The sequence below is a fragment of the uncultured Massilia sp. genome, assembly GCF_913773735.1.
Classification (GTDB): domain Bacteria; phylum Pseudomonadota; class Gammaproteobacteria; order Burkholderiales; family Burkholderiaceae_D; genus Telluria.
The window spans coordinates 237,154-255,588 of sequence record NZ_CAJYEB010000037.1 but is presented as its reverse complement, the minus strand read 5'-3'; the positions used below and the strand labels follow the sequence as shown (position 1 = coordinate 255,588).

The 18,435-nt window shown below is 65.5% G+C and carries 19 protein-coding genes and 1 tRNA gene; all 20 read left to right on the top strand.

Going from position 1 to position 18,435, the window contains the following annotated elements; translation table 11 throughout:
• Positions 1-70 precede the first annotated feature (70 nt).
• The 20 genes from QZ749_RS19980 (at position 71) to QZ749_RS19885 (ending at position 18,435) form a co-directional block, all read left to right on the top strand.
• A complete protein-coding gene (locus QZ749_RS19980; RefSeq protein ID WP_296950299.1) occupies positions 71-835 on the top strand; it encodes a GIN domain-containing protein in 765 nt (254 codons plus the stop codon).
• A gap of 89 nt (positions 836-924) precedes the next feature.
• On the top strand, positions 925-1,539 hold the full coding sequence (locus QZ749_RS19975; RefSeq protein ID WP_296950295.1) for a tetratricopeptide repeat protein: 615 nt from the start codon (positions 925-927) through the stop codon (positions 1,537-1,539).
• Between the two features lie 182 nt (positions 1,540-1,721).
• On the top strand, positions 1,722-2,027 hold the full coding sequence (locus QZ749_RS19970; RefSeq protein WP_296950293.1) for a KGG domain-containing protein: 306 nt from the start codon (positions 1,722-1,724) through the stop codon (positions 2,025-2,027).
• A 269-nt stretch (positions 2,028-2,296) separates the two neighbouring features.
• Positions 2,297-3,283 carry an NAD(P)H-quinone oxidoreductase gene (locus tag QZ749_RS19965; protein ID WP_296950289.1) on the top strand — a complete coding sequence of 329 codons (987 nt, stop codon included), beginning with the start codon at positions 2,297-2,299 and terminating at the stop codon, positions 3,281-3,283.
• A 95-nt stretch (positions 3,284-3,378) separates the two neighbouring features.
• Positions 3,379-4,125 (top strand): triose-phosphate isomerase, encoded by a 747-nt coding sequence (gene tpiA, locus QZ749_RS19960; protein ID WP_296950286.1) that lies wholly within the window; start codon positions 3,379-3,381, stop codon positions 4,123-4,125.
• A 139-nt stretch (positions 4,126-4,264) separates the two neighbouring features.
• Positions 4,265-4,690: a preprotein translocase subunit SecG gene (gene secG, locus QZ749_RS19955; protein ID WP_296950283.1), complete on the top strand. Its 426-nt coding sequence runs from the start codon at positions 4,265-4,267 to the stop codon at positions 4,688-4,690.
• Positions 4,691-4,922: 232 nt separating this feature from the next.
• Positions 4,923-5,007, top strand: a tRNA-Leu gene (locus tag QZ749_RS19950).
• Between the two features lie 295 nt (positions 5,008-5,302).
• Positions 5,303-5,662 carry an NADH-quinone oxidoreductase subunit A gene (locus QZ749_RS19945; protein WP_296950328.1) on the top strand — a complete coding sequence of 120 codons (360 nt, stop codon included), beginning with the start codon at positions 5,303-5,305 and terminating at the stop codon, positions 5,660-5,662.
• 3 nt (positions 5,663-5,665) lie between these two features.
• Positions 5,666-6,142: an NADH-quinone oxidoreductase subunit B family protein gene (locus QZ749_RS19940; RefSeq protein WP_135190173.1), complete on the top strand. Its 477-nt coding sequence runs from the start codon at positions 5,666-5,668 to the stop codon at positions 6,140-6,142.
• 18 nt (positions 6,143-6,160) lie between these two features.
• Entirely contained in the window at positions 6,161-6,754 is a 594-nt protein-coding gene (locus QZ749_RS19935) for an NADH-quinone oxidoreductase subunit C (RefSeq protein WP_296950276.1), read from the top strand.
• Positions 6,754-8,007: an NADH-quinone oxidoreductase subunit D gene (locus tag QZ749_RS19930; RefSeq protein ID WP_296950274.1), complete on the top strand. Its 1,254-nt coding sequence runs from the start codon at positions 6,754-6,756 to the stop codon at positions 8,005-8,007. The genes QZ749_RS19935 and QZ749_RS19930 overlap by 1 nt, the downstream gene beginning before the upstream one ends.
• Positions 8,008-8,025: 18 nt before the next feature.
• Positions 8,026-8,502 (top strand): NADH-quinone oxidoreductase subunit NuoE, encoded by a 477-nt coding sequence (gene nuoE, locus QZ749_RS19925; RefSeq protein ID WP_296950272.1) that lies wholly within the window; start codon positions 8,026-8,028, stop codon positions 8,500-8,502.
• Positions 8,499-9,794, top strand: a complete 1,296-nt coding sequence (nuoF, locus tag QZ749_RS19920; RefSeq protein ID WP_296950270.1) for an NADH-quinone oxidoreductase subunit NuoF — start codon at positions 8,499-8,501, stop codon at positions 9,792-9,794. Before nuoE ends, nuoF begins: the two co-directional genes overlap by 4 nt.
• 20 nt (positions 9,795-9,814) lie before the next feature.
• Positions 9,815-12,157, top strand: a complete 2,343-nt coding sequence (gene nuoG, locus QZ749_RS19915; RefSeq protein WP_296950267.1) for an NADH-quinone oxidoreductase subunit NuoG — start codon at positions 9,815-9,817, stop codon at positions 12,155-12,157.
• Positions 12,157-13,242 (top strand): NADH-quinone oxidoreductase subunit NuoH, encoded by a 1,086-nt coding sequence (nuoH, locus tag QZ749_RS19910; RefSeq protein WP_296950265.1) that lies wholly within the window; start codon positions 12,157-12,159, stop codon positions 13,240-13,242. Before nuoG ends, nuoH begins: the two co-directional genes overlap by 1 nt.
• 13 nt (positions 13,243-13,255) lie before the next feature.
• On the top strand, positions 13,256-13,744 hold the full coding sequence (gene nuoI, locus QZ749_RS19905) for an NADH-quinone oxidoreductase subunit NuoI (protein WP_296950263.1): 489 nt from the start codon (positions 13,256-13,258) through the stop codon (positions 13,742-13,744).
• 25 nt (positions 13,745-13,769) lie between these two features.
• Entirely contained in the window at positions 13,770-14,444 is a 675-nt protein-coding gene (locus QZ749_RS19900) for an NADH-quinone oxidoreductase subunit J (protein ID WP_296950259.1), read from the top strand.
• Entirely contained in the window at positions 14,441-14,749 is a 309-nt protein-coding gene (nuoK, locus tag QZ749_RS19895) for an NADH-quinone oxidoreductase subunit NuoK (protein ID WP_170203380.1), read from the top strand. The genes QZ749_RS19900 and nuoK overlap by 4 nt, the downstream gene beginning before the upstream one ends.
• A 45-nt stretch (positions 14,750-14,794) precedes the next feature.
• On the top strand, positions 14,795-16,918 hold the full coding sequence (nuoL, locus tag QZ749_RS19890; RefSeq protein ID WP_296950248.1) for an NADH-quinone oxidoreductase subunit L: 2,124 nt from the start codon (positions 14,795-14,797) through the stop codon (positions 16,916-16,918).
• Positions 16,919-16,932: 14 nt separating this feature from the next.
• On the top strand, positions 16,933-18,435 hold the full coding sequence (locus tag QZ749_RS19885) for an NADH-quinone oxidoreductase subunit M (RefSeq protein ID WP_296950245.1): 1,503 nt from the start codon (positions 16,933-16,935) through the stop codon (positions 18,433-18,435).

The window sequence follows — 18,435 nt, the reverse complement described above, 5'->3', positions numbered from 1 at the left end:
TGGATGGACCTTGACGTTAATGTATCTGCATGGACTTTCTGGAAACGGCAACGGCATGCGGGAGATGTGGATGAACAATGTGTTTTCGCTCGGACTGGCGCTTGCGGGCCTGTGCACGGCGCTCGGGAGCGCGCAGGCGGCGTCCGACGGTGTCGGCACCGAGACGCGCCAGGTCGATGCGCGCGTGGTGCGCGTCAAGCTCGACGGTGCGGTCGACCTGCGGGTGCGCCAGGGCAATCCGCCGGTGCTGACGCTCACGGGCGACCCGCGCTGGCTGGCCAGGACCACGATCGTGGAAAGCGGCGACACGCTGAGCATCGACACCGACGTGCAGGGGCGCCTGCGCCGCGGGGCGCTGCATGCCGAACTGGTGCTGCCGGCGCTGCGCGCGGTGACGTCCGAGAGCCTAGGCGCGACCGAGGTGTCCGGCTTCTCGGGCGACGAACTCGAGCTGACGCTGGACGGCGCCGGTTCGATGAAGGTGTCGGGCAACTACCGCCTGGTGACGGCCAGCCTGGGCGGGATCGGCAGCATGCAGCTACAGGGCCTGAGCGGGGAGGGCGTGGCGCTGAACCTGGGCGGCGCCGGCTACGTGGCGCTGAGCGGACGCGCCACATGGCTCAAGGCCGACCTCGGCGGCCTGGGCAACCTGGACGCGCAGGGCTTCAGCGCCGACACGGTCGACATCGACCTGTCCGGCCTGGGCAATGCCAGCGTCACGGCGCACCAGAGCGTCAACCTGAACCTGTCCGGCCTGGGTTCGGTCACCGTGTACGGCAAGCCCCTGAACCGCAAGGTCGCGGTCGACGGGCTGGGCAAGGTGAGCTGGAAATAAGACGGCGCCGGCTGGCAGCAGGCCGGACCTCCGCCACGATTGGCAGAACAAGAAAACGCCCGCGAGGGCGATCCGCTCCGAACGAGACGATGAGAAAACTGACCATTGCGATCCTGTTCGCGCTGGGCCTGCACGGTAGCGCGACGGCGGGCTTCACCGAAGGCGCCAATGCCTACAATGCCCGCAACTATGCGCTGGCCCTGAAGGAAATCACGCCGCTGGCCAGGGCCGGCAACGCGGACGCCCAGCACCTGCTGGGCCTGATGTACTACATGGGCCGCGGCGTCGCGCGCGACTACAAGCAGGCGTTCGCCTGGCACTACAAGGCGGCGCTGCAGGGCAAGGCCGACGCCCAATACGTGATCGGCGCCATGTACTACACCGGCAACTCGGTGCCCCAGGACCAGAAGCTGGCCGTCCAGTGGTTCCGCAAGGCGGCCGAGCAGGACCATCCCGACGCCCAGCACGCGCTCGGCCTGATGTACCGCTACCACGTGGCGGGCATGCCGCAGGACGTCGTGATCGCCTACATGCTGTGGAACCTGGCCGCCGCCAACGGCCACCGCAACGCCATCGAGCAGCGCGCCAGCCTCGCGCGCCAGATGACGCAGGAGCAGCTGGAGGAAGCGCAGGCGCTGTCGCGCAACTGGAAGCCGGGCACGCCGCTGCCGGCGCAGTCGCGCACCGGGGGCGGCGGCGCCTGACCGGGCCGCGCCGCCGGCCGCCGCGAGGAGGTCGGCGCAAGGAGGTCGCCGACAGCGCGGCTGGCGCCCGTCCTACAGCGGGTTGTCGGTCTGCCATGGCCGGGGACATGGTTCGGGTCTAGCATGGTCGATTCCCGGTCCGTGCCAACGGACTGCGGGAGCATCAACCACTGGAGGCAATCATGGCAAACCAAGGCAACAAGCAGGGCGGCGACACCAGCAACCGCGGTTTCGCATCGATGGATCCGCAGAAGCAGCGCGAGATCGCATCGGAGGGCGGCAAGGCCGCCCATGCATCCGGCAACGCCCACGAATTCAATTCGGAAGAAGCGCGGCGGGCCGGCGCGATGAGCCACAAGAACGACGGCGGCAGCCAGCAGAGCCAGAACCAGGGCGGCAACCGGCAGGCCGGCGGCGGCACGCGCGGGGGCACGCCGGAACAGCACGCCAAGGCCGGCGCGCAGAGCCACAAGAACGACAAGAAATAAGCTTGCCACGGTGACCGCGGACGCCGGCCCCGGGCAGCGTGCGCCGCAACGGCGGCGACCTCGCATCGTGCCCACCGGCGTCCCGGGACCGCGGACGCGGCACATGGACGACACCGCCAGCCTGCTGGCGGTTTTGCTTTCCGCCCCACCCGCGGGGCATGACATTGCGCATTGGTAGCGTTATCAGCAATGTTCCGCCACGCTATCCCCTTGGACCTCGCCGACCGCTCGCGTACAATTGCTCTTTATTTAACTAAGTAAGGTGTGATATGCGTGCTATCGAGATTACGCAGTACGGCGGACCCGAGGTCCTCCAGCCGTGCGAGCGGCCGCTCCCCGAGCTCAAGCCCGGGGAAATCCTCATCAAGGTCCACGCGGCCGGCATCAACCGGCCCGACGTGTTCCAGCGCCTCGGCCAGTACCCGGTGCCGCCGGGCGCGTCCGACCTGCCGGGCCTGGAAGTCGCCGGCGAGATCGTCGACGGCGACCTGGCCGGCAGCGGCCTGCGCAAGGGCGACAAGGTCTGCGCGCTGGTCCAGGGCGGCGGCTATGCCGAATACTGCGCGGCGCCGCTGGCGCAGTGCCTGCCGGTGCCGGACGGCCTGTCGATGGTCGAGGCGGCCGCGCTGCCCGAGACCTTCTTCACCGTCTGGAGCAATGTGTTCCAGCGCGCCGGCCTGAAGGACGGCGAGACGCTGCTGGTGCAGGGCGGCAGCTCGGGCATCGGCACCACCGCGATCCAGGTGGCGACGGCGCTGGGCCACCGCGTGTTCGCCACGGCGGGCAGCGCCGACAAGTGCCGCGCCTGCGAGGAACTCGGCGCCGAGCGCGCGATCGACTACAAGACGGAGGATTTCGCCGCCGTCGTCAAGGAGATCACGGGCGGCAAGGGTGTCGACGTGGTGCTGGACATGGTCGGCGGCGACTACGTCGCGCGCGAAGTGGCGTGCCTGGCCGACGACGGCCGCATCGTCATCATCGCGCTGCTGGGCGGCGCCAAGGCCAACGTCGACCTCGGCCAGGTGCTGCGCCGGCGCCTGACCATCACCGGCTCCACGCTGCGCCCGCGCCCGGTGGCGTTCAAGGCGCAGGTGGCGAAGGAATTGCGCGAGACCGTCTGGCCGCTACTGGCGGCCGGCCGCATCAAGCCGGTGATCCACCAGGTCTTCCCGCTCGCGCAGGCCGCCCAGGCCCACGCGCTGATGGAAAGCAGCGCGCACGTGGGCAAGATCGTGCTCGACGTCGCGTCGGCGTGAGGAGGCGTCATGGCGCATATCCTGGCGAGCGGCCGGCGTTTGACCGGCTCTACCGCGACCGTTAGAATAACGGGTTATTTGACGATGGGGGTCTGATGCGCACGAAACTCATCGTAGGCAACTGGAAAATGAATGGCAGCCGCGCGGCGAATGCGGCGCTGCTCGAGGGCATCGTCGCCGGACTGGACGATGCCCGCGCCGAGGCCGCGGTATGCGTGCCGGCGCCCTACCTGCAGCAATGCCAGGACGCGCTGGCGGGCACGCCGGTGGCCTGGGGCGCGCAGGACGTGTCGATGCACGCCTGCGGCGCGTACACGGGGGAGATCTGCGCCAGCATGCTGGCCGAGTTCGACTGCCGCTACGTGATCGTGGGCCACTCCGAGCGCCGCGCCTACCACCGCGAGGACAGCGACCTGGTGGCGCGCAAGGCCCAGGCGGTGCTGGCCGAAGGCATGACGCCGATCGTCTGCGTCGGCGAGACGCTGGCGCAGCGCGAGGCGGGCGAGACGATGCAGGTGGTCGGCGGCCAGCTGGGCGCCGTGCTCGAGCTGCTCGCGCCGGAGCAGGTGGCGCGGATCGTCGTGGCCTATGAGCCCGTATGGGCGATCGGCACCGGCAGGAACGCGACGCCGGACGTGGCGCAGGACGTCCACGCCGGCCTGCGCGCCCAGCTCGCCGCGCGCAACGCGGACGCGGCGCCCGGCGTGCGCATCCTGTACGGCGGCAGCATGAAGCCGGAGAATGCGCGGGAATTGCTGGCCCGGCCGGACATCGACGGCGGGCTGATCGGTGGGGCGGCGTTGAAGGCGCAGGATTTCCTGGCCATCATCCACGCGGCGTGACCGGGGAAGTGGCAGTCAAACCGTCGCCCCGGCGCAGGCCGGGGCGACGCATCAGGTGTGCAACAGGCAGGTCGGCAGTATCCGTAGTCCGAAGCGAAGAATCAGCAACGTAGTAGTCAACCTTGGAATGGAATAAATAATGAACGTGTTGTTCAATCTGATCGTCATCGTACAGGTCATCTCCGCGCTGGCCATCATCGGCCTGGTGCTGGTCCAGCACGGCAAGGGCGCCGACATGGGCGCGGCCTTCGGTTCCGGCGCTTCCGGCAGCCTGTTCGGCGCCAGCGGCTCCTCGAACTTCCTGTCGAAGTCGACCGCCGTCGCCGCCGCCGTGTTCTTCGCTTCGACCCTCGCGCTGGCCTATTTCGGCAGCAACCGCCCGCATGCGGCCGCCGTCGGCGGCGGCGTGATGGACCGCGTGCCGGCCGCCCCGGCCAAGGCGCCGTCGGCCGGCGACGCCGTCCCGGCCACCGTGCCGCAGGCCGCCCCGGCCGCCGTGCCGGCCGCGCCGTCGACCCAGGACGTCCCGGCCGCTCCGGCCGCCCCGGCCGCTCCGGCCAAGTAAGCCGTAGTATTTTTACATTCCGGCCGCGGACGGGCGCACGTGCGCGCCCGTCTGGCCGGAACGGGTAGTATCCATGGCGGGTAGCCGCCATCGTGTGTCGTAGCGGTTCCCGCATTCCGCTGGATTGTGAATACAGTTCTAAAATTGTTGGGAAAAATAGTATTTTTCCTTGTACTAGGTCAATTTGAGCATTGAAAAATGCGGCTAAGACAGGGTAGAATACTGGTCTCCAGCCGACGTGGTGAAATTGGTAGACACGCTATCTTGAGGGGGTAGTGGCGCAAGCTGTGCGAGTTCGAGTCTCGCCGTCGGCACCAAGATACAGAAAGCCAGCTAGGGCGCAGAGCTCCGCTCCTTGCCTCAGCTGGCTTTTTTACGAGGATCTGTCGGAGGCTTCGAAGCACCATCGCAAGCGATGGCGGTTCAGGCCCGAGAAGCCCGGCCGTATGCAAGATACGGCGAGCCTTTAGGGTCGGTACGGCAACGCGAGCTGAGTGATTCGTGGTCTCCAAGTCGTACGATCCTGGTGGAAGGCTCGAAGCCAGGGTTGCGCGATGCGGTACTGCTGTCAATGCAGTGTTTTATCAACCGATCGTTCAAGAAGGCTTCACCGTGAACCTCGAGAATTATTTCCCCGTCCTGCTCTTCATCGTGATCGGCACCGTCGTCGGTGTCGCGTCGCAGCTCCTCGGCCGCCTGGTCGGTCCGCACCGTCCCGATGCGGCCAAGCTCTCTCCGTATGAATGCGGCTTCGAAGCCTTCGAAGACGCGCGCATGAAGTTCGACGTCCGGTATTACCTGGTCGCGATCCTGTTTATTTTGTTTGACTTGGAAACGGCATTCTTCTTCCCCTGGGGCATCTCGATGCGCGAGCTGGGCTGGGCCGGGTTCGTCACGATGATGGTCTTCATCGCCGAATTCGTCGTCGGTTTCTGGTACATCTGGAAGAAAGGTGCCCTTGATTGGGAATAAGCCATGGCTATTGAAGGCGTTTTAAACGAAGGTTTTGTTACCACCACAGCCGACAAGCTGATCAACTGGGCGCGCACCGGCTCGATGTGGCCGATGACGTTCGGCCTGGCTTGCTGCGCGGTCGAGATGATGCATGCGGGCGCCGCCCGTTATGACCTCGACCGCTTCGGCGTCGTGTTCCGCCCGTCGCCGCGCCAGTCCGACGTGATGATCGTGGCCGGCACCCTGTGCAACAAGATGGCGCCGGCGCTGCGCAAGGTCTACGACCAGATGGCCGAGCCGCGCTGGGTCATCTCCATGGGCTCGTGCGCCAACGGCGGCGGCTACTACCACTACTCGTACTCGGTGGTGCGCGGCTGCGACCGCATCGTCCCGGTCGACGTCTACGTGCCGGGCTGCCCGCCGACGGCCGAGGCCCTGTTGTACGGCATCATCCAACTGCAGAACAAGATCAAGCGCACCAACACGATCGCGCGTTAATCCAAGCTGGTTCCCACAATGACGACAAAACTCGAAGCCCTCGAACTCGCCCTGAAGAATGCGCTGGGCGAGCGCGCAGCCATTACCTCGGCGCTCGGCGAAGTGACCGTGGTGGTCAAGGCCGCCGACTACCTGGCGGCGATGAAGACCCTGCGCGACGACCCGCAGCTCCGTTTCGAAGAACTGATCGACCTGTGCGGCGTGGACTACCAGTCCTACGGCGAAGGCACCTGGGATGGCCTGCGTTTCGCGGTCGTCTCGCAGCTGCTGTCGATCACGCACAACTGGCGCGTGCGCGTGCGCGTGTTCTGCCCGGACGACGACATGCCCATGGTCGACTCGGTCACCGGCATCTGGCGTTCCTCGAACTGGCCGGAGCGCGAAGCGTTCGACCTGTTCGGCATCCTGTTCGAAGGCCACGGCGACCTGCGCCGCATCCTCACCGACTATGGCTTCATCGGCCATCCGTTCCGCAAGGACTTCCCGATCTCGGGCTACGTCGAGATGCGCTACGACCCCGAACAGAAGCGCGTGATCTACCAACCGGTCACGATCGAACCGCGCGAGAACATTCCGCGCGTGATCCGCGAAGAAACCTACGGGATGAAATAATGGCAGAGCTTAAGAATTACACCCTGAACTTCGGTCCGCAGCACCCGGCGGCGCACGGCGTGCTGCGCCTGGTGCTGGAGCTGGACGGCGAAGTGATCCAGCGCGCCGACCCCCACATCGGCCTGCTGCACCGCGGCACCGAGAAGCTGGCGGAAACCCGCACCTACCTGCAGTCCGTGCCGTACATGGACCGCCTCGACTACGTCTCGATGATGTGCAACGAGCACGGCTACGTGCTGGCCATCGAGAAGCTGCTGGGCGTGGACGTGCCGGTGCGCGCGCAGTACATCCGCGTGATGTTCGACGAGATCACCCGCATCCTGAACCACCTGATGTGGCTGGGCGCGCACGCGCTGGACATCGGCGCCATGGGCCCGTTCCTGTACGCGTTCCGCGACCGCGAAGACCTGTTCGACGTCTACGAGGCCGTCTCGGGCGCGCGCATGCACGCGGCCTACTACCGCCCGGGCGGCGTGTACCGCGACCTGCCGGACCGCATGCCGCAGCACAAGCCGTCCCTGATGCGCAGCCAGCGCGCGGTGGACGAGCTGAACGAGACCCGCCAGGGTTCGGTGCTCGACTTCATCGAGTCCTTCACCCAACGCTTCGACGGCTACGTCGACGAGTACGAGACCCTGCTGACCGACAACCGCATCTGGAAACAGCGCACGGTCGGCATCGGCGTCGTCTCGCCGGAAGACGCGATGGCGATGGGCTTCTCGGGCGCGATGCTGCGCGGCTCGGGCGTCGCCTGGGACCTGCGCAAGAAGCAGCCGTACGCGGTCTACGACCAGCTCGACTTCGACATCCCGGTCGGCACCAACGGCGACTCCTACGACCGCTACCTGGTCCGCGTGGAAGAGCTGCGCCAGGCCAACCGCATCATCAAGCAGTGCATCACCTGGCTGCGCGCGAACCCGGGCCCGGTCATGACCAGCAATAACAAGGTCGCCCCGCCGTCGCGCGTGGACATGAAGACCAATATGGAATCGCTGATCCACCACTTCAAGCTGTTCACCGAAGGCTTCCACGTCCCGCCGGGCGAGGCCTATGCGGCGGTCGAGCACCCGAAGGGCGAGTTCGGCATCTACATCGTGTCGGACGGCGCCAACAAGCCGTATCGCCTGAAGATCCGCACCCCGGACTACACCCACCTGCAGAGCCTGGACGAAATGGCGCGCGGCCACATGATCGCCGACGCCGTCACCATCATCGGCACGCAGGACATCGTGTTCGGCTCGATCGACCGGTAAGAAAGGCAGAGAGATATCATGTTATCTGAGCAGTGCTATAAAAAAATCGACCGCGAACTGGCCAAGTACCCGGCCGACCAGCGCCAGTCGGCCGTGATGGCCGCGCTGGCCCATGCGCAGGTCGAAAAGGGATGGCTGTCGCCGGAAACGATGCAGGAAGTCGCCGACTACATCGGCATTCCCGCCATCGCCGTCCAGGAAGTGGCCACCTTCTACAATATGTACAACATCAAGCCGGTCGGCAAGCACAAGATCACCGTGTGCACCAACCTGCCGTGCGCCCTGTCGGGCGGCGAGCGCGCCGGCCAGCGCATCAAGGATGCCCTGGGCATCGACTACCGCGAAACCACCGAGGATGGCCAGTTCACGCTGGTCGAGGGCGAATGCATGGGCGCCTGCGGCGACGCACCCGTCATGCTGGTGAACAACCACCGCATGTGCTCGTTCATGTCGGACGAGAAGATCGACGCCCTGCTGGAGGAACTGAACAAATGACCAGCCTGCACGACCGTCACATCAATCCGCTGATCCTGAAGGACCTGAACGGCGACAACTGGCGCCTGGCCGACTACGTCAAGCGCGGCGGCTATTCGGCGCTGCGCCGCATCCTGGAAGAGGGGATCACGCCGGAAACCATCATCGCCGACCTGAAGACCTCCGGCCTGCGCGGCCGCGGCGGCGCCGGTTTCCCGACCGGCCTGAAGTGGAGCTTCATGCCGCGCCAGTTCCCGGGCCAGAAATACCTCGTCTGCAATACCGACGAAGGCGAGCCGGGCACGTTCAAGGACCGCGACATCATCCGCTACAACCCGCATGCGCTGATCGAAGGCATGGCCATCGGCGCGTTCGCGATGGGCATCACCGTGGGCTACAACTACATCCACGGCGAAATCTTCCAGGACTACCTGCGCTTCGAGGAAGCGCTGGAAGAGGCGCGCGCCGCCGGCTTCCTGGGCGACAAGATCATGGGCTCGAACTTCTCGTTCCAGCTGCACGCCCACCACGGCTACGGCGCCTACATCTGCGGCGAGGAAACCGCGCTGCTGGAGTCGCTCGAAGGCAAGAAGGGCCAGCCGCGCTTCAAGCCGCCGTTCCCGGCCTCGTTCGGCCTGTACGGCAAGCCGACCACGATCAACAACACCGAGACCTTCGCGGCCGTTCCGTTCATCCTGAACATGGGCGCCGCCGAATACATGGCGCTGGGCAAGCCGAACAACGGCGGCACCAAGATCTTCTCGATCTCGGGCGACGTCGAGCGTCCGGGCAACTACGAAGTCCCGCTGGGCACCCCGTTCGCCAAGCTGATGGAGCTGGCCGGCGGCATGCGCGGCGGCAAGAAGATCAAGGCCGTGATCCCGGGCGGTTCGTCGGCGCCGGTCGTGCGCGGCGAGGTCATGATGGACACCGACCTGGACTACGACTCGATCGCCAAGGCCGGTTCGATGCTGGGCTCGGGCGCCGTGATCGTCATGGACGAGACCCGCTGCATGGTCAAGTCGCTGCTGCGCCTGTCGTACTTCTACTACGAGGAATCGTGCGGCCAGTGCACGCCGTGCCGCGAAGGCACCGGCTGGCTGTACCGCATGGTGCACCGCATCGAGAACGGCCAGGGCCGTCCGGAAGACATGGACATGCTGAACAATATCGCAGGCAACATCAAGGGCCGCACCATCTGCGCCCTGGGCGACGCCGCCGCGATGCCGGTCGAAGGCATGATCCGCAACTTCCGCGAGGAGTTTGAATATCACATCGAGCACAAGCACTGCTTGGTGCCGACTTACCTCTAACCAGGTCAGGCAAAGATCAAATGGTTGAAATCGAATTAGACGGCAAGAAAGTCGAAGTCCCACCGGGTTCGATGGTGATGGACGCCGCAAACAAACTGGGAACCTACATCCCGCATTTCTGCTACCACAAGAAGCTGTCGATTGCGGCCAACTGCCGCATGTGCCTCGTGGAAGTCGAGAAGGCACCGAAGCCGCTGCCGGCCTGCGCCACCCCGGTCTCGCCGGGCATGATCGTGCGCACCCACAGCGACAAGGCGGTGCACGCGCAGAAGTCGGTGATGGAATTCCTCTTGATTAACCACCCGCTGGATTGCCCGATCTGCGACCAGGGCGGCGAATGCCAGCTGCAGGACCTCGCGGTCGGCTACGGCAAGAGCGGCTCGCGCTACCAGGAAGAGAAGCGCGTCGTGGCGCCGAAGGAAGCCGGTCCGCTGATCTCGATGGAAGAGATGTCGCGCTGCATCCAGTGCACCCGCTGCGTGCGCTTCGGCCAGGAAGTGGCCGGCGTGATGGAATTCGGCATGGTCGGCCGCGGCGAGCACTCGGAGATCACCACCTTCGTCGGCAAGACCGTCGACTCCGAAGTGTCGGGCAACATGATCGACCTGTGCCCGGTCGGCGCGCTGACGTCCAAGCCGTTCCGCTACTCGGCCCGTCCGTGGGAACTGCAGCGCCGCCGCTCGGTGTCGCCGCACGACTCGCTCGGTTCGAACCTGATCGTCCAGGTCAAGGGCGGCAAGGTCATGCGCGTGCTGCCGCTGGAAAACGAGCACGTCAACGAATGCTGGCTGTCGGACAAGGACCGCTTCTCGTACGAGGCGCTGGACAATGCCTCGCGCCTGACCGTCCCGATGGTCAAGCAGGACAACAAGTGGGTCGAGACCGACTGGCAGACCGCCCTGGAGTACGTCGCCCACGGCCTGCGCAACATCCGTCACGAGCACGGCGCCGACAGCATCGCCGCCATCGGCACCGCCCACTCGACGGTGGAAGAGCTGTACCTGCTGCAGAAGGCCATGCGCGGCTTCGGCATCGAGCACGTCGATTTCCGCCTGCGCCAGGCCGACTTCGCGCTGGACGGCCAGGTCGTCCCGTCGCTGGGCATGCCGATCGCCGAACTGACCAACCTGCAGCGCGTGCTGGTGGTCGGCTCGTTCCTGCGCAAGGACCACCCGCTGGCCGCGCTGCGCCTGCGCGCCGCCGTCAAGTCGGGCGCCAGGCTGTCGATCGTCCACGGTTCCGCCGACGACAACCTGATCCCGACCGCCAACCGCCTGATCGCCGCCCCGAGCGACTGGCTGGCCGCGCTGTCGGAAATCGCCGTCGCCGTCGCCGCCGCCAAGGGCATCGCCGCACCCGCCGGTTTCGACGCGATCGAAGCGGGCGACGTCGCCAAGGCCATCGCCGCGACGCTGGTCGTCGACAACGCCGCCGACCTGCCGGGCGCCGTCCTGCTGGGCAATGCCGCCGCGAACCACCCGCAGGCATCGAAGCTGCACGCCGTCGCCCAGTGGATCGCCGAGCAGACCGACGCCAAATTCGGCTACTTCGTCGAAGCCGCCAACACCGTCGGCGGCTACCTGGTCAATGCGACCTCGAAGCATGCCGCGGCGCTGTTCGCCGAGCCGAAGAAAGCCTACGTGCTGCTGAACGCCGAGCCGCAACTGGACGCCGCCAACCCGCAGCAGGCCGTCAAGGCGCTGCAGGGCGCCGAGATGGTCGTCGCGATGTCCGCGTTCAAGCACGGCATGGACTACGCCGACGTGCTGCTGCCGATCTCGCCGTTCAGCGAGACCGCCGGCACCTTCGTCAACTGCGAAGGCCGCGCGCAGAGCTTCAACGGCACCGTCAAGCCGCTGGGCGAGACCCGTCCGGCCTGGAAGGTGCTGCGCGTGCTGGGCAACCTGCTGGGCCTGTCGGGCTTCGACTACGAGAACTCGGAATCGATCCGCGACGAAGCGCTGGGCAAGGGCAACACCGACCTGTCCGCCAAGCTGAACAACGTGGCCAAACTGGCCCCGACCGCCGCCGCCTACGGCGACGGCCAGCAGCTGGAGCGCCTGGCCGACGTGCCGATCTATTTCGCCGACGCCATCGCGCGCCGTTCCGAACCGCTGCTGCGCACGGCCGACGCCCAGGCGCCGCTGGCGACCATCTCGGCGCAACTGGCCGAACAGCTGGGCGTGAACACCGGCGACCTGGTCAAGGTCGCGCAGGGCGCGGGCAGCGTCGTGCTGGCAGCCAACGTCGACACCCGCCTGCCGGCGAACGTCGTGCGCGTGGCCGCGGCCCACGAGCTGACGTCGGTCCTGGGCGACATGTTTGGTCCCATCAATGTCACTAAAGCAGGGGAGGGCCAATAATGTCGGTGCCTGATCTGATCAACAACCTGAACGCCGGCGGCGCCAACCTGCTCGGCCCGACCGTGTGGCCGGTGGCGTGGACGCTGCTGAAGATCGTCTGCGTGCTGCTGCCGCTGATGGGCCTGGTGGCCTACCTGGTGCTGTGGGAGCGCAAGCTGATCGGCTGGATCCACATCCGCGTGGGTCCGAACCGCGTGGGCCCGATGGGCCTGCTGCAGCCGATCGCCGACGCCCTGAAGCTGCTGCTGAAGGAAATCGTGGTGCCGGCCAAGGCCACCCCGAGCCTGTTCGTCATCGGCCCCCTGATGACCATCATGCCGGCGCTGGCCGCCTGGTCGGTCGTGCCGTTCGGCCCGGAAGTGGCGCTGGCGAACGTCAACGCCGGCCTGCTGCTGCTGCTGGCGATCACCTCGATGGAAGTGTACGGCATCATCATCGCCGGCTGGTCCGCCAACTCGAAGTACTCGTTCATGGGCGCGATGCGCGCCTCGGCCCAGATGATTTCGTACGAGATCCCGATGGGCTTCGTGATGGTCGTCGTGCTGATGGTGTCGGGCAGCCTGAACTTCTCGGACATCGTCGCCGGCCAGACCCGCGGCATGTTCGCCGAGCACGGCGTGAACATCCTGTCGTGGAACTGGCTGCCGCTGCTGCCGCTGTTCGTCATCTACATCACCTCCGGCCTGGCCGAGTGCAACCGCCACCCGTTCGACGTGGTGGAAGGCGAATCCGAGATCGTGGCCGGCCACATGGTCGAATACTCGGGCATGTCCTACGCCATGTTCATGCTGGCCGAGTACGCCAACATGATCCTGGTCGGCGTGCTGGCATCGATCATGTTCCTGGGCGGCTGGTCCGCGCCGTTCAGCTTCCTCGACATCGGCGGCGGCTTCGGCGGCTTCTTCTGGCTGTTCCTGAAGACCTTCCTGGTCGTCTCGCTGTTCGTCTGGGTCCGTGGCAGCTGGCCGCGCTACCGCTACGACCAGATCATGCGCCTGGGCTGGAAAGTGTTCATCCCGCTGACCCTGATCTGGCTCGTGCTGGTTGCAGGCTGGATGCAATCGCCGTGGAACATCTGGAAGTAAGGAAGCACAAAAAATGACTCGAGTAAAAGAGATTCTCGGCAGCCTGATGCTGACCGAGCTGCTGAAGGGGCTGGCCCTGACCGGGCGCTACGCGTTCTCGCGCAAGATCACGGTCCAGTACCCGGAAGAAAAGACCCCCATCTCGCCGCGCTTCCGCGGCCTGCATGCGCTGCGCCGCTACCCCAACGGCGAAGAGCGCTGCATCGCCTGCAAGCTGTGCGAAGCGGTCTGCCCGGCCATGGCCATCACGATCGAATCGGCGCAGCGCGACGACGGCACCCGCCGCACGACGCGCTACGACATCGACCTGACCAAGTGCATCTTCTGCGGTTTCTGCGAAGAGTCCTGCCCGGTCGACTCGATCGTCGAGACCCAGGTGCTGGAATACCACGGCGAGAAACGCGGCGACTTGTACTACACCAAGGAAATGCTGCTGGCCGTGGGCGACCGCTACGAGAACGACATCGCCGCCGCGCGCGAAGCCGATGCCAAGTACCGCTAACAACAAGAGGGCACAAGCGTAACCCATGGATTTCACTACCGTTCTTTTCTACGTGTTCTCGGCCGTCATGGTACTGGCCGGGTTGCGCGTCATCACCGCCAGGAACCCGGTCCACGCCGCGCTGTTCCTGGTGCTCGCGTTCTTCAACGCTGCCGGCATCTGGATGCTGCTGAAGGCCGAGTTCCTGGCCATCGTGCTGGTGCTGGTCTACGTCGGCGCCGTCATGGTGCTGTTCCTGTTCGTCGTGATGATGCTCGACATTAACGTCGACCGCCTGCGCGAAGGCTTCTGGGGCTACCTGCCGCTGGCCTCGGTCATCGGCGCCCTGATCGTCCTGGAAATGGCCGCCGTCCTGTGGCGCGGCTTCATCGGCACCGCCGCGGCGCCCACCGAGGCGGCCGTCGGCCACATCGGCGGCACCCGCGAGCTGGGCAAGCTGATCTACACCCAGTACATCTACGGCTTCGAGATCGCCGGCCTGATCCTGCTGGTGGCGATCATCGCCGCCGTCGCGCTGACCCTGCGCAAGCGCAAGGACAGCAAGGCCATCGACCCGGGCGTCGCCGTCCGCGTCAAGCGCAACGACCGCCTGAAGATCGTCAAGATGCAGGCGGTGAACCAGAAGGCGATCGACGACGCCGCAATCGCAGCGGCCGCCGCCGCAGCAGCAACCCAGGCCGACAAGAAGGAGACGCCATGACCGTATCGCTCGCTCATTACCTGATCCTGGGCGCGATCCTGTTCGCGATCTCGGTGGTCGGTATTTTCCTGAACCGGAAGAACATCATCATCCTGCTGATGGCCATCGAACTGATGCTGCTGGCAGTGAACCTGAACTTTGTGGCGTTCTCGCACTATCTGGGAGACGCGGCAGGGCAGATCTTCGTGTTCTTCATCCTGACTGTCGCGGCCGCCGAATCGGCGATCGGCCTGGCGATCCTGGTGGTCCTGTTCCGTAACCTGGACACGATCAACGTGGAAGACCTCGACAGCCTGAAGGGCTAAGCGGTTTGTCTGTCAACCTCCTGATAAATAAGACAAAGGTTCAATATGGCGGGGCAAATTAACCCTAACCTCTTGCTGGCGGTGCCATTGGCGCCGCTCGTGGGCTCGGCGATCGCCGGCCTGCTCGGCACCAAGTTCTTCGGCAACGTGGTCGGCCGCAAGGTCTCCCACACGGCCACCATCCTGGGCGTGTTCGTCGCCCTGGTCATCTCGATCATGACGCTGCGCGACGTGATGGGCGGCGCCACCTTCAACGGCGACGTCTACACCTGGATGACGATCGGCACGCTGAAGATGGCCGTCGGCTTCCAGATCGACGCGCTGTCCGCGATGATGATGTGCGTGGTGACCTCGGTCTCGCTGATGGTGCACATCTACACGATCGGCTACATGGCCGAGGACGACGGCTACAACCGCTTCTTCTCGTACATCTCGCTGTTCACGTTCTCGATGCTGATGCTGGTCATGTCCAACAACTTCCTGCAGCTGTTCTTCGGCTGGGAAGCGGTGGGCCTGGTTTCCTACCTCCTGATCGGCTTCTGGTACACCCGCCCGACCGCGATCTTCGCGAACATGAAGGCGTTCCTGGTGAACCGCGTCGGCGACTTCGGCTTCATCCTCGGCATCGGCCTGCTGCTGGCGGCCACCGGCACCATGCACTACGGCGAGACCTTCGCCAAGGCCGACCAGCTGGCCTCGATGACCGTGCCGGGCCTGGGCTGGCCGCTCTTGACCGCCGCCTGCATCTGCCTGTTCATCGGCGCGATGGGCAAATCCGCGCAGTTCCCGCTGCACGTCTGGCTGCCGGACTCGATGGAAGGCCCGACCCCGATCTCGGCGCTGATCCACGCCGCGACCATGGTTACCGCCGGCATCTTCATGGTGTCGCGCATGTCGCCGCTGTTCGAGCTGTCGGACACCGCGCTGTCCTTCATCATCGTCATCGGCTCGATCACCGCGCTGTTCATGGGCTTCCTGGGCATCATCCAGAACGACATCAAGCGCGTGGTCGCTTACTCGACGCTGTCGCAGCTGGGCTACATGACCGTCGCGCTGGGCGTGTCGGCCTACAACGTGGCCGTGTTCCACCTGATGACCCACGCCTTCTTCAAGGCGCTGCTGTTCCTCGGCGCGGGTTCGGTCATCATCGGCATGCACCACGACCAGGACATGCGCAACATGGGCGGCCTGCGCAAGTACATGCCGATCACCTGGATCACCTCGCTGCTCGGCTCGCTGGCCCTGATCGGCACGCCGTTCTTCTCGGGCTTCTACTCGAAGGACTCGATCATCGAGGCGGTGCACGCTTCCCACCTGTGGGGTTCGGGCTTCGCCGCGTTCTCGGTGACCGCCGGCGTGTTCATCACGGCGTTCTACTCGTTCCGCATGTACTTCCTGGTGTTCCACGGCGAAGAGCGTTTCGGCAAGGCGCATGACCATGGCCACGACGCCCACGCGCATGCGCACGACGCGCACGACCAGGCCAAGGCGGCCCACGGCCACGACGCGCACGCCCTGCACGATTCGGACGCGCACCACGAGGAGGAAGAAGACGACCACGGCCACCACGGCCTGGCCCCGGGCCAGAAGCCGCACGAGTCGCCGCTGGTGGTCACGCTGCCGCTGATCCTGCTGGCGATCCCGTCGGTGATCATCGGCTTCCTGGCGATCGGCCCGATGCTGTTCGGCGACTTCTTCAAGGGCGTCATCTTCATCGGCGAGAACCACCCGGCGATGGAAGAGCTGGCGCACGAGTTCCACGGCGCCGCCGCCATGGGCGTGCACGCGTTCACCACCGCGCCGTTCTGGCTCGCCCTGGCCGGCGTCGTCGCCGCCTACTACTGCTACATGATCAATCCGCGCGTGCCGGCGGCCTTCTACAAGGCCCTGAAGCCGATCCACACGCTGCTGGACAACAAGTACTACATGGACAAGTTCAATGAAGTCGTGTTCGCCGGCGGCGCACGCCTGCTGGGCAAGGGCCTGTGGCAGGTGGGCGATCGCGCGCTGATCGACGGTTTCGTCGTCAACGGCAGCGCCAAGCTGGTCGGCTGGTTCTCGACCATCGTCCGTACGTTCCAGACTGGTTACATCTACCACTATGCGTTCGTGATGATCCTGGGCGTGCTGGGTACGCTGCTGTACTTCTTCCCGTTCTGGCGCGCTTAAGAGAGAGAAAAACAATGCAGTCCACGATTTCAACCTTTCCTCCATACCTTAGCCTGTCGGTCTGGCTGCCGATCGTCTGCGGCCTGATCGTCCTGGCCGCCGGCCGCGACAGCCGCGCCGGCTTCACCCGCGTGCTGGCGCTGGTCGGCGCGATCGTCAGCTTCCTGCCGACGATCCCGCTGTTCACGCACTTCGACAAGGCCGCCCACGGACCGCAGTTCGTGGAGAAGGCCGCCTGGATCGAGCGCTTCAACATCCAGTACTACCTGGGCATCGACGGCCTGTCGCTGTGGTTCGTGCCGCTGACCGCCTTCATCACGATCATCGTGATCATCTCGGCCTGGGAAGTGATCCAGGAACGCGTGGCCCAGTACATGGGGTCGTTCCTGCTGCTGTCGGGCCTGATGATCGGCGTGTTCGTCGCGCTCGACGGCCTGCTGTTCTACTTCTTCTTCGAAGCCACCCTGATCCCGATGTTCATCATCATCGGCGTGTTCGGCGGCCCGAACCGCGTGTACGCGGCATTCAAGTTCTTCCTGTACACGTTCATGGGTTCGCTGCTGACGCTGATCGCGATCATCTACCTGTACAACAAGTCGGGCGGCACCTTCGACATCCTGTCGTGGCACGCCACGCGCCTGGACATGACCGAGCAGGTCCTGATCTTCCTCGCCTTCCTGATGGCCTTCGGCGTCAAGGTCCCGATGTGGCCGGTGCACACCTGGCTGCCGGACGCCCACGTCGAAGCGCCGACCGGCGGTTCCGTCGTGCTGGCCGCGATCATGCTGAAACTGGGCGGCTACGGCTTCCTGCGTTTCTCGCTGCCGATCGCCCCGGACGCCTCGCACTACCTGGCGCCGCTGATCATCGTGCTGTCGCTGGTCGCCGTGATCTACGTCGGCCTGGTCGCGATGGTGCAGGCCGACATGAAGAAACTGGTGGCCTACTCGTCGATCGCCCACATGGGCTTCGTCACGCTGGGCTTCTTCATCTTCAACGAGATCGGCGTGCAGGGCGGCATCGTGCAGATGATCTCGCACGGCTTCGTGTCGGGCGCCATGTTCCTGTGCATCGGCGTGCTGTACGACCGCATGCACTCGCGCCAGATCGCCGACTACGGCGGCGTCGTCAACACGATGCCGAAGTTCGCCGCGTTCTCGGTCCTGTTCGCCATGGCGAACTGCGGCCTGCCGGCGACCTCGGGCTTCGTGGGCGAATTCATGGTCATCCTGGGCGCCGTCCAGTTCAACTTCTGGACCGGCCTGCTGGCCGCGACCGCCCTGATCCTGGGCGCCGCCTACTCGCTGTGGATGGTCAAGCGCGTCGTGTTCGGCAAGATCGGCAACAAGCACGTCGCCGAGCTGACCGACCTGAACGGCCGCGAGTTCTTCATGCTGGGCGTGCTCGCCATCCTGACCATCTACATGGGCCTGTATCCGGCACCGTTCACCGACCCGCTGCAAGTGTCGGTCGCGGACCTGCTGCAGCACGTGTCGGTCAGCAAGCTGCCCCAATAA